We start from the raw sequence: 10,682 nt of genomic DNA on the forward strand, positions 1-10,682 counted from the left end.
CGCTATGGCTTACTGTGATAATTCGGAGCTTCTTTCGTAATGGTGATATTGTGTGGATGGCTTTCACGCAACCCTGCCCCGGTAATTTTCACGAAGCGGGCATCTTGCAGCGCCTTGATTGTCGGAGCCCCGCAATAGCCCATACTGGCACGGAGCCCCCCTACATATTGGTACACCACTTCTGCTAATGTACCCTTATAGGCTACGCGCCCTACAATACCTTCGGGAACCAATTTTTTGATATCGTCTTCAACATCCTGGAAGTAACGATCTTTCGACCCTTTCTGCATGGCTTCCACCGAACCCATACCGCGGTATGATTTAAATTTACGCCCCTCGTAGATAATGGTTTCACCAGGTGCCTCTTCCACCCCGGCGAAGAGTGAACCTGCCATTACCGTATCTGCACCCGCCGCTATGGCCTTGGCAATATCGCCCGTTTGTTTGATACCGCCGTCGGCGATAACCGGTATGCCCCGGCTGCGAAGCGCCCGTGCTACTTCGTATACCGCATAGAGTTGTGGTACCCCCACACCTGCAATAATACGTGTGGTACAGATAGACCCCGGGCCAATGCCAACCTTTACCGCATCGGCCCCTGCGTCGGCCAGTGCAATCGCCGCTTCGGCCGTGGCGATATTGCCTACGATGACTTCCAGGTCGGGGAAGTTGGCCTTTACTTCTTTCAACTTGTCTATTACACCTTTCGAGTGTCCGTGTGCAGTATCTATGGTTACCACGTCTACCCCCGCCTTTACCAATGCGGCTACGCGTTCCATGGTGTCTGCAGTTACACCAACCGCCGCCCCGACAAGAAGCCTACCATGTTTATCTTTGGCAGCATTGGGGTAGTGGCGGTATTTCTGGATATCCTTGAATGTAATCAACCCCACGAGCACATAATCATCATCCACTACGGGCAATTTCTCTATTTTATGGTTCTGTAGGATGTTTTCAGCTTTCAGCAGATCCGTGCCGATGGGCGCTACTACCAATCCTTCCGCGGTCATCACCTCTGCGATGGGGCGTTTCATGTCTTTCTGAAAGCGGAGATCCCGGTTGGTAACTATGCCAACTAGCTTACCCCGATCGTCCGTGATCGGGATGCCTCCTATTCGATGTTCTTTCATGATCTGGAACGCATCTCCCACGGTTGCGGCCTGCCGGAGTGTCACCGGGTCTTGGATCATACCGCTTTCTGACCGTTTCACCTTGCGCACTTCCGCAGCCTGATCGGCAATAGTCATGTTTTTATGCAGCATCCCCAATCCGCCGGCCTGCGCTATGGCAATTGCCAGATCGGCACCTGTTACGGTATCCATAGCTGCGGATACCAAAGGGATATTCAATCGGGTATTTCTTGTCAAATAGGTAGATGTATCCACCTCACGGGGCAATACTTCGGAATAAGCGGGGATTAACAGCACATCATCGTAGGTGAGGCCTTCAGCTACGAATTTTTCGGGATCTAATTGCATGGCAAATATCTGTTGGGGTTATTATTTGCCGGGCAAAATTACTTATTTTCCGTGGCTTCCACAAGAAAAAAAACCGTATTCCAAATCTAATTGCTTGAGCGGGCCCCAAGCCATAGACCAGGAATACGGTCGTGGGATTATTATCCGGGATACGTTAAAACGAGTAACTCAAACCTAGCTGAAATACACGGTTTAGCGAAATATCATCGGGGTCATCAAATAGCCCCAGGAAATAGTCGTTATTGAACGCATCCAACATACCTGTCTTAAAGCGCCCTTCAAACGTGAGGCCGATTGGTAGGGTGTATCCTAACCCGAGTGAAATCCCCAGGTCGACACCGCCGTAATCCTCGTCGTCAAAATCAATACGCGGGAAGTTCTTGCCGATTTTAAGATCGAGCGACGGGCCGGCCAGCACATGGAACCCATCCACAAGATAAAACTTATTCATTACCCCTAAAGAGAGGTACTGGATGGTCACGTTTTCCGTCCGGTCGGGTTCGCCGGTTTCCTCACCCGAAAAGAGGACGTTGTTGGCCCCCTGCCGTGAATAAATCAACTCGGGCTGTAGCGTATAACGTTGCCCCAGGTTGATGCCGAGGATACCGCCGGCATAAAAATCCGTTTTGAAATCAGCATTGATATTACTCAACGAGGCAAGATTGACGCCCGCCCGAATACCCGGGGAAACCCGTTTTTGCGCGTACAGCTGTGTAGCCAGGGCCACGGCCACCACCACTAAAAGTGTATTCCTTTTCATAATTCGCATACAAATTTTCCTTGTTATTTTAAGGTGAATTTAAAGCCTAAGGTGAACCGCGCGGGCTCGAAGTGGCTGTTGTTACTCAAGTTCCACCACGGTTTCCAGTCGAAATGGAAAGCCAATGGTGCTGACGGGATTTTGAATTCTAGGCCTGCAGCAGGGCGAAGGGCAAAAAACGTTTCGTTGTCGCCATCGCCGTCGCCATAGAACCACCATGGGCCATCTCGATCAACGAAAGCCAGTTGTGGCCCGATGCCCACATACCAAGTCAGGCCGTTGGTACCACTAAATTCTTGGTTATAAGAGTAATCCACCCCCAGCACTGTGACGTTGTCGCCGAACAGCACCTGGGCATTCCCTGCATTGGTGCCGTCAAAGAAATGCTTAATCTGAGGCCCCACCAGTGTTGGGCCATCACCCAGATCTATCCCTAAACCCAGCGCAGTCCGGTAACGGGCCTGTGCCTGCGACTCTTGCGCACCCAACATCAAAACTGAAATAGCCAATGCCGTTAATAATACGTTCTTCATCATGTTATTGTTTTATATGCTACGGTAGCTTTTCGAAAAGCCCCACGGGGTTTTTAGCAAATAGTCTGCCAAAACGATGTTTTCATGTACTTATAAACTCTAAAATACGGTGTGCTTTAGACAAAAATTTTATACCTTTGCCGTCTTAACTAAAATTTGTTAAAACATCAGAATAGATTAATACTAGCTAACGAAAGAAAATGCAAGGTACAGGGTTGATTAAATTTTTGGTAGTAGTGGTCACCATCGCGTGCCTCTATTCCCTATCATTCACATTCGTAACCCGCAAGGTGGAACGGGATGCGGCAGCGTATGCCCAGGGCGACATGGCGAAAGAGAATGCATATCTGGATTCCATGGCCGGAGAGGTGGTGTATAATTTGGGTATAGCCAAGTACACCTATCGCGAAGCCAAAGGAAATGAAATTGCTTTGGGTTTGGACCTGAAGGGGGGCATGAACGTAACGATGGAGGTATCGCTGCAGGAATTGGTCCGCAACCTCGCCAATAACCCGAAGGATGAAAACTTCAACAAGGCACTCGAAAACGCCAATATCCAGAGCCGGAGCAGCCAAAGCAACTATGTAAGCCTGTTTGTCGAAGAGTTTGAAAAGTTGAGCCCTGGTGTACCTTTGGCTAGTTTCTTTGCAACCAAAGACAACGCTGCTTATATCAACGCAAATAGCAGCAACGCACAGGTTGCCAATTTCCTCCAACGAGAAGCCGGCAACGCTATCGACAACTCATTTAAAGTATTGCGTACGCGGATTGACAAATTCGGTGTTACCTCACCCAATATCCAACTACAGCAAGGCACCAACCGTATACTCATCGAGCTACCGGGCGTAAACGATGAAGAGCGTGTCCGTAAGCTTTTGCAGGGTTCAGCCAAGCTCGAGTTTTGGGAGACATACGACAACATGGAAATATACCCCATGTTGGAAAATGTCAACAGCGCACTGGCCTCCACATTACGTGATACGCAAAAAACAAGCACTGCCTCTACCGATGATAGCACTGCCGATACTACCGATGCCGGTTTGCTCGCCGCACTCGGTGCCGGCCAGGACTCAACAACCACCGACTCGTCGGAAAGCCAATTGGCATTGCAGAATCCGCTGTTCAACGTTTTGCGGCCTGCAACGGGCTTAGGCCCCAACAACCAGCCGATGCTCGCCCCGGGGCCGATTGTGGGTTATGCCCAGCTGCGGGATACAGCCAAGGTGAATGATTTCCTAGCAGATCCTGTGGTCCAACAAATCATCCCGGCAAACGTAAAGCTCCTGTGGGGTGTAAAGCCCAGCCCGCGTACGCCCGAGCAACTGGAACTGTATGCCATTAAACCCACCGGAGTAGAAGGTGGCCCCGTGTTAGCCGGCAACGTAATCACAGATGCTAAAGACGATTTCGATCCGCAGTCGAATAGCCCGATGGTAACGATGTATATGAACAGCGAAGGTGCGCGCGAATGGCGGCGGATTACGGCTGCCGCATCGGCAGATGCGAATAACAAACGGGCCATCGCTATCGTACTGGACGGTGTTGTCTACTCTGCCCCTACCGTTCAGGGCGAGATCCCTAACGGGGTATCGCAGATTACGGGCAACTTTACCATCGAAGACACCAAGGACTTGGCCAACGTATTAAAGGCCGGCCGGTTACCTACAACAGCCAAAATTGTTGAAGAGGCCATTGTGGGCCCGACGCTTGGCCAAGCCGCAATCGACGCAGGTATCAATTCGGCCATTATCGGTCTAGTTGTCGTGTTGATATTCATGATATTCTATTACAACCGCGGTGGCTGGGTGGCCAATGTAGCTGTGATATTCAACGTCTTTTTCCTGATGGGTATCATGGCATCGCTCAATGCGGTGCTGACCTTACCGGGTATTGCGGGTATCGTATTGACGCTCGGTACGGCGGTGGATGCCAACGTACTCATCTATGAACGGATACGGGAAGAGCTGAGCCTCGGCAAATCGGTCAGGCAGGCCATAGCAGACGGCTACAAACATGCGATGCCGTCGATCCTCGACTCCCAGATCACCACGTTCCTTGTAGGCGTTATCCTGTTCTTTTTCGGAAGCGGGCCTATCCTCGGATTTGCGACCACACTCATGATCGGGATCATCACCTCGTTATTCACATCCATCTTTATCACCAGGATTATCTTTGATTGGATGCTGAACAAAGGTTGGGATATCAAGGTTTCCTATCCATGGAGTGCAAATACATTGCAAAATGCGAATTTTGCATTCGTGCAGAATCGGAAGAAAATCTATCTCATCTCGGGTTTATTCCTCGTTATCGGTTTCATCGTCGTACTTGTCAAAGGGTTCAGCTTGGGTGTCGATTTCCAGGGCGGCCGCACGTATACGGTGCGCTACGACCAAGCCATCGACCTCGAAGAAGTACGTGCCAACCTCAATGAAACGTTCGGCCTTACCACCGAGGTAAAAATCTACGGTGCCGACAACCAGATCCGGGTGACGACCACGTACCACATCGATGACACCGACGACGCAGCGGATAAAGAGGTGCTGGACAAACTCAACGAAGGCCTGTCGAAAATCAGTGGAAATACATATGATATACTAAGCTCACAGAAAGTTGGGCCGACCATTGCCAACGACATTAAATCCAGAGCCATATATGCTGGTATCTTCTCTGTATTAGTCATCGCACTATATATCCTCTTCCGCTTCCATAAGTGGCAATATAGTTTGGCAGCAGCTATCTCAACCATACATGATGCCTTGGTGATTCTCATCCTGTTTTCGGTATTAGACGGTATCGTACCATTCTCTTTGGATATCGACCAGCATTTTGTGGCAGCGATACTTACGGTAATTGCCTATTCGGTTAATGACACGGTGGTGGTGTTTGACCGATTGCGCGAATACCTGAACATGCCACGGCGAAAAAGTGAGCCTATCGCTGATACGGTCAACCTGGCAATCAATAGGACACTGAGCCGTACCATTGTGACTTCGCTAACCGTGATTTTCGTAATGGCTATTCTGTTCATTTTTGGTGGCGAAGTCATCAGGGGCTTCTCTTTCGCCATCTTGGTAGGTATTATCGTAGCCACTTATTCTTCAGTATGTTTGGCGGCACCATTGATTGTCGACCTGCAAGGAAAGAAAGGCATTAGCGAATCGGCTTCTTCTAACGATACGGCCAGCAAGGCTAACTTGAAGCCTGCGAAAGCATAACCTCATCGGGACTAAGAGTCAAAACCCAAAAAGGCCGCCTGTAAAGGGTGGCCTTTTTTTGGCCATATTGAGTGCTGATCGGATTTCCGGCTTTTTTGAACAGGTTTGATTGTCCTACCTATTCCCAGACTGTATTAAACACTTGTACGGATTTAACCAACCCTACAGACTGCTACAAGGCGTCGCTATAGGCGGTAAGAAGTGTGTTATAGTGACTGATGTAATCATCATCCAGAAAGGCATAGATATCGGTCAACATTTGCAGGAATCCTTGCAGATCTTTATCCAGTGAACTAATTGATACTTGCATATCGTCATGAAACGTAAATACATCGTCAAGTACCTTGAACTGCAACGGGTCCAACGGTTTTTCACCCCTGAAATACGTAGCGACAATATCGGAATATGTTTGGGTCAGCGGCCCGATGTAATCGTAAAATTTCACCAAAGTTTGTTGGTGTTGGTGTACCTGGTTGTAAAAGTCACGTAGCTCAACCTGGAGCCGAATATCCATATCCCTGTGGCTGTCAGCTTTTGAGAAATCAATCTCGTTCAAGTAGTGATCCCGTATATTTTCCAGCTCTTCCATGTCAGCGTTCAGCCCATCCAGTTCGATATGAGCCAATAGCACTTCTCCCCTTTCCTTTTCAAACCGGAGTTTCATACGCCAGGCTTCGTCATGGGCGCGGCGGTAGGCTTACAGCGCGCTTATCTCAATCGGCGAGGGAAAGCTGTTTTCCTTCAATTGATAGACACAATATCCCTAAGCGGATGTTTTATAACAATAGTCTTCATTACTTAACGCTATTTACCGGATACTTACAAAAAAACCTATTCAAAATCTTACGGGATGCTGTTACACCACCGCGCAGCGAACAATGTCACTGTAGTTCAGGGTGGGGTTAGACCCGAGGTAGGACACCCGGAATTCATACTCATTCAGGTAGTCCAAGCCGGAAATATGTATTTTAGACCGCGTACTTAGTATGCGTGTCCATTCTTCACCGGATCCGACCTTCCTGAATTCGAACTGATAATAGCGGGCGTGTTTCCAGGCGTTTACACGAACGTGCACACTTTGGGTACCCGCATCGCGGACCTGTGCCCTCAGGTCATTCGGCTTGGGCGACAATCCCACCGGTTCACGCATCTGCTTGGAAGGGATAAATCCAGCCGCCGGCACGATAGCCGGATCACCTTGGGCTACCGTTTCCACATACAGCGACAGATTGTAAAGGATTTTCTTCAGCGCTGTAGCGTGCTGGTTTTTGAGCACTACCTGCCCATGTCCCGGAAGGTCGCATCAGTCATGCTCGTCCTGAACTGTTCAATCGCCGCCGACAGGTCGTCGAGCGAAGGCTGTGGATCCGTGAAGATACTGGCGTTTTCCGTTGTTTTTACCAGTACGGTTTCGGCATATTGGAGCAATTTCGCTCCGGTGCCGATTTTTGATGATAAAGTAGGCTTTGCCATAATCATAAAAATTTAGGTAATTATATACTAACCTAACCCTCAACAGATTTCGTAACGCCCCGGTTGGGGCTTTTTGTTTTTGTGATGAAAAAGAATGAAAAGAAGCTTATGCTTTTCGGTTCAGTTCTTTCAGGTGTTTTTGGTATTCCTTTTTTGAAAACGGTTCTGCCAAGTTCTTTGAATGCGTTAGCACTCTCAGTTGCTCACGAAAAATCAAATCCTGATTTGACATCTGATTCCCAAAAAAAGCAGGGGCATAAAATCGATCTATCTCGGTCTGACGTAGATGACGGTATCCTAAAACTTGCGCAATCTCAGACATTAAATCTAACTGAAAAGAATTCTGATTGGAGAAATGCTGTGAATCTGGATGAAGGCTATCGTAATAAGCTCGCCACGCTGAGCGCACCTTCTGACTGTCCTGAAAAACAACGTCAATCTGATTTAGCGCATCGGCCCAGTCCTGCGACAAAGGGTTCTTCTTACGATTAGCCATTAGTTTTAAAAACAGGTCTTCTTTAGCTTTCCTTTTAGCAGACCTGTTTTGAAAGTAAGTCCCCAACCCCCATAATATAAACGGTATCAGCGTGATTGAGATAAGTTCTCCGTAATCTTTTAATATTTCCATAATTTATATTGGTTTGGCACAATAATAGCATATTGTTTTGTACTAAACAATAGCTTATGGTTCCTAAATTCGACAACCTCTTGCAGCTTATTGATCGGTTTCCCGATGAAAAGTCATGTCACCAGTATTTAGCTGGTCAGCGTTGGGATGGATATATGGAGTGTCCGCATGAAGGATGTGAGGGTGATGAAGCGTGGGTATTTAAGGACGGTATTCGATACAAATGCAAATGTTGTAAGCGTATTTATACCGCCAAGACGGGAACCATATTCGAGGCGAGCAACCTGCCGCTTAAAACATGGTTTGTTGCTTTATATCTAGTTATGCATAAAAAGGGTATATCTTCCATCCAATTAGCCAAGGATGTCGGCATAACACAGAAAAGCGCATGGTTCCTCTTGCAGAGGATGCGTACCGTATTGGGTAACGATAAACAGGAGAAATTGGCAGGCAAGGTTGAGCTGGATGAAGCATACGTGGGCGGTAAGAACAAAAATCGGCACTACGATAAGAAGGTCAAGAACTCTCAGGGACGAGCCTATAAAGACAAGACGCCAGTATTCGGCATGTTTGAACGTGGTGGCAAACTTAGGGCTACTGTCATAACCGCTGCATCCGGCAAGGTATTGCGTCCCCTCGTGTATTCCAATATAGAAATGGGCTCAACGCTAATGACGGACGAATTTAATGTGTACAGGGATTTTGAAAGCAACTATACACGTAAAGTCGTGGAGCACGGCAAAGGCAAATATGTTGACGGTGACTGCTACACGAATACGCTGGAAGGGTTCTGGTCTCACCTTAAACGGGGCATTACAGGGATATACCATTGGGCAAGCCGGAAGCACCTCGACAAGTACGTACAGGAATTTGTATTCAAATACAATTACCGTAATTTAGGCGCACAGCAACAAATGGACGTCTTCATACGGAACATGGATGTCCGTCTTAAATACAGGGATTTAGTAGCATGAGTAAAACAAAGCCAAACCCGAGAATATGGAAGGCCATTAAAGAAGCCAAAAGGAAAAACCCCGACGCTCCCCAAAAGGAAAGCAGCGGGGATAGGGAGTTCGATAAGGCTGTGGCCAAATTGCTGAAACCAAAGAAATAAAAGTCCCACCGCCATTACAGCGGAGGGACGGCCTTTCGGCCCCTTGTTAAAGGTGTTTCTTCGTTACACAGCTTTATTATTGACTTCTGATCTGGAGGATAGGTGTTCAGGGTAATGGTCTTCCAGCCATGAATTTAGGTCTTTCACGTACCCGTCGAGACTGTTAAACGAACTGTGTCAGTTAAGAATAAAAGCTTAACTTAATACAGTAATTATGAACAGTACCGATTTAGATTTTGATGCGATGCAGGAGAAAGCCCTGCGCCAGTTGCGCAGCGGCGAATCTCTTTATGGTAAGGACGGGGCTTTTGCGCCGTTACTGAAGCGTTTTTTGGAGGCGGCCCTTGAGGCCGAGATGGAGAGCCATTTGGACGAAGTGGAGCGCTCGGGTGGCAACCGCCGCAACGGTAAATCCCGCAAGCAAGTGCGGACCTCTGCCGGGCCCATCGATCTTGACACGCCCCGCGACCGCCGTTCGAGTTTTGAGCCCCAATTGGTCAAGAAACGGGAGACGGTTTTAGCGGACAGCCTTGAAAAGAAGATTATGGGGATGTATGGCCTTGGCATGAGCCTGCGTGACATTTCCTCCCATATCAAGGAGATGTACGACACGGATATCAGCCATGCCACCCTGTCTGCGATTACCGACCGGGTAATCCCTGAGGTTAAGGAATGGCAGTCCCGCCCCCTGGACCCGCTTTATACGATTGTCTGGATGGACGCGATGCACTATAAGGTGAAGGAAGAACACCGTGTTGTATCGCGGGCTGTTTATAACATCCTGGGCATCGATCGCAATGGCCACAAGGAGCTTTTGGGGATGTATGTGTCAGAGAGTGAGGGGGCTAATTTCTGGTTGGGTGTACTGACCGACCTGCAGAACCGCGGTGTGCAGGACATCCTGATTGCCTGCATCGACAACCTGAAAGGTTTCCCCGAGGCGATCGCCGGCGTGTTCCCGGACACCGAGGTGCAGACCTGCGTGATCCACCAGATCCGCAACAGTTTGAAATATGTTGCCAGCAAGGACCGTAAGGAGTTCGTGAAGGACCTGAAGCCCGTTTACCAGGCCGACACGTTAGACCTGGCCGGACTCCGGATGGACGAGCTGGAAGAGAAATGGGGCGGTAAATATGAGAAGGTAATCGAGTCATGGCGCCGGAACTGGGATCACCTAACGGCGTATTTCCGCTACGACAAGTCGATCCGAAGACTGATCTATACCACCAATACGATCGAGGGTTTCCATCGCCAGGTACGGAAAGTGACCAAAACCAAGGGGGCTTTCACTTCCGATATGGCCCTGTTGAAACTCATCTATCTGGCCCATCGGAATATCAAGAAAAAATGGACCATGCCACTGGCCAACTGGGGGGAGACGGCCCTGCGGCTGGCAATCTGGTTCCCCGGAAGGATGGTGTTGGATTTGGCGTGAAAAAATTCCCTACCTTTATGGTCTTCCGCCCGCGGGCGGAAGACCA

General features: G+C 48.8%; 11 protein-coding genes. 4 read left to right on the forward strand and 7 right to left on the reverse strand.

What is annotated here, in order from left to right:
- Positions 1-2 precede the first annotated feature (2 nt).
- The 3 genes from guaB to NGM62_RS11240 form a co-directional block, all read right to left on the reverse strand.
- Positions 3-1,478: an IMP dehydrogenase gene (guaB, locus tag NGM62_RS11230; protein ID WP_262248023.1), complete on the reverse strand. Its 1,476-nt coding sequence runs from the start codon at positions 1,476-1,478 to the stop codon at positions 3-5.
- Positions 1,479-1,632: 154 nt separating this feature from the next.
- The gene (locus tag NGM62_RS11235; RefSeq protein ID WP_262248024.1) at positions 1,633-2,238 is read right to left on the reverse strand and encodes a porin family protein; all 606 of its coding nucleotides are present in this window, start codon (positions 2,236-2,238) and stop codon (positions 1,633-1,635) included.
- Positions 2,239-2,261: 23 nt separating this feature from the next.
- Positions 2,262-2,774 (reverse strand): hypothetical protein, encoded by a 513-nt coding sequence (locus tag NGM62_RS11240; RefSeq protein WP_262248025.1) that lies wholly within the window; start codon positions 2,772-2,774, stop codon positions 2,262-2,264.
- Between the two features lie 197 nt (positions 2,775-2,971).
- Here NGM62_RS11240 and secDF point away from each other — a divergent pair, with 197 nt between their 5' ends.
- Positions 2,972-5,986 carry a protein translocase subunit SecDF gene (gene secDF / locus NGM62_RS11245; protein ID WP_262248027.1) on the forward strand — a complete coding sequence of 1,005 codons (3,015 nt, stop codon included), beginning with the start codon at positions 2,972-2,974 and terminating at the stop codon, positions 5,984-5,986.
- Positions 5,987-6,158: 172 nt separating this feature from the next.
- Here secDF and NGM62_RS11250 read toward each other — a convergent pair whose 3' ends face one another.
- The 4 genes from NGM62_RS11250 to NGM62_RS22205 all read right to left on the reverse strand — a co-directional run bounded on the left by NGM62_RS11250 (position 6,159) and on the right by NGM62_RS22205 (position 8,087).
- The gene (locus tag NGM62_RS11250) at positions 6,159-6,650 is read right to left on the reverse strand and encodes a hypothetical protein (protein ID WP_262248028.1); all 492 of its coding nucleotides are present in this window, start codon (positions 6,648-6,650) and stop codon (positions 6,159-6,161) included.
- Between the two features lie 192 nt (positions 6,651-6,842).
- Complete coding sequence (locus tag NGM62_RS11255) at positions 6,843-7,262, reverse strand: fibronectin type III domain-containing protein (protein WP_262248029.1); 420 nt, start codon at positions 7,260-7,262, stop codon at positions 6,843-6,845.
- Positions 7,262-7,459, reverse strand: coding sequence for a hypothetical protein (locus NGM62_RS11260; RefSeq protein ID WP_262248030.1), 198 nt, complete (start codon positions 7,457-7,459; stop codon positions 7,262-7,264). Before NGM62_RS11260 ends, NGM62_RS11255 begins: the two co-directional genes overlap by 1 nt.
- A gap of 106 nt (positions 7,460-7,565) precedes the next feature.
- The gene (locus NGM62_RS22205; protein WP_390937111.1) at positions 7,566-8,087 is read right to left on the reverse strand and encodes a DUF6680 family protein; all 522 of its coding nucleotides are present in this window, start codon (positions 8,085-8,087) and stop codon (positions 7,566-7,568) included.
- A gap of 56 nt (positions 8,088-8,143) precedes the next feature.
- Between NGM62_RS22205 and NGM62_RS11270 the strand changes: the two genes are divergently transcribed.
- The 3 genes from NGM62_RS11270 (at position 8,144) to NGM62_RS11280 (ending at position 10,636) form a co-directional block, all read left to right on the forward strand.
- The gene (locus NGM62_RS11270) at positions 8,144-9,061 is read left to right on the forward strand and encodes an IS1595 family transposase (RefSeq protein ID WP_262248033.1); all 918 of its coding nucleotides are present in this window, start codon (positions 8,144-8,146) and stop codon (positions 9,059-9,061) included.
- Positions 9,058-9,201: a hypothetical protein gene (locus NGM62_RS11275; protein ID WP_262248035.1), complete on the forward strand. Its 144-nt coding sequence runs from the start codon at positions 9,058-9,060 to the stop codon at positions 9,199-9,201. The genes NGM62_RS11270 and NGM62_RS11275 overlap by 4 nt, the downstream gene beginning before the upstream one ends.
- A 214-nt stretch (positions 9,202-9,415) precedes the next feature.
- Entirely contained in the window at positions 9,416-10,636 is a 1,221-nt protein-coding gene (locus NGM62_RS11280) for an IS256 family transposase (RefSeq protein ID WP_262248036.1), read from the forward strand.
- Positions 10,637-10,682: the final 46 nt, after the last annotated feature.

It is taken from the genome of Parapedobacter soli (assembly GCF_025460835.1).
In the GTDB taxonomy this organism is placed as follows: Bacteria; Bacteroidota; Bacteroidia; order Sphingobacteriales; family Sphingobacteriaceae; genus Parapedobacter; species Parapedobacter soli.

Coding starts and splice junctions, on each gene's coding strand:
- guaB (WP_262248023.1), bottom strand. CDS start 1,478: ATGCAATTAGATCCCGAAAAATTCGTAGCTGAAGGCCTCACCTACGAT.
- NGM62_RS11275 (WP_262248035.1), top strand. CDS start 9,058: ATGAGTAAAACAAAGCCAAACCCGAGAATATGGAAGGCCATTAAAGAA.
- secDF (WP_262248027.1), top strand. CDS start 2,972: ATGCAAGGTACAGGGTTGATTAAATTTTTGGTAGTAGTGGTCACCATC.
- NGM62_RS11260 (WP_262248030.1), bottom strand. CDS start 7,459: ATGGCAAAGCCTACTTTATCATCAAAAATCGGCACCGGAGCGAAATTG.
- NGM62_RS11235 (WP_262248024.1), bottom strand. CDS start 2,238: ATGAAAAGGAATACACTTTTAGTGGTGGTGGCCGTGGCCCTGGCTACA.
- NGM62_RS11250 (WP_262248028.1), bottom strand. CDS start 6,650: ATGAAACTCCGGTTTGAAAAGGAAAGGGGAGAAGTGCTATTGGCTCAT.
- NGM62_RS11240 (WP_262248025.1), bottom strand. CDS start 2,774: ATGATGAAGAACGTATTATTAACGGCATTGGCTATTTCAGTTTTGATG.
- NGM62_RS11270 (WP_262248033.1), top strand. CDS start 8,144: ATGGTTCCTAAATTCGACAACCTCTTGCAGCTTATTGATCGGTTTCCC.
- NGM62_RS22205 (WP_390937111.1), bottom strand. CDS start 8,087: ATGGAAATATTAAAAGATTACGGAGAACTTATCTCAATCACGCTGATA.
- NGM62_RS11280 (WP_262248036.1), top strand. CDS start 9,416: ATGAACAGTACCGATTTAGATTTTGATGCGATGCAGGAGAAAGCCCTG.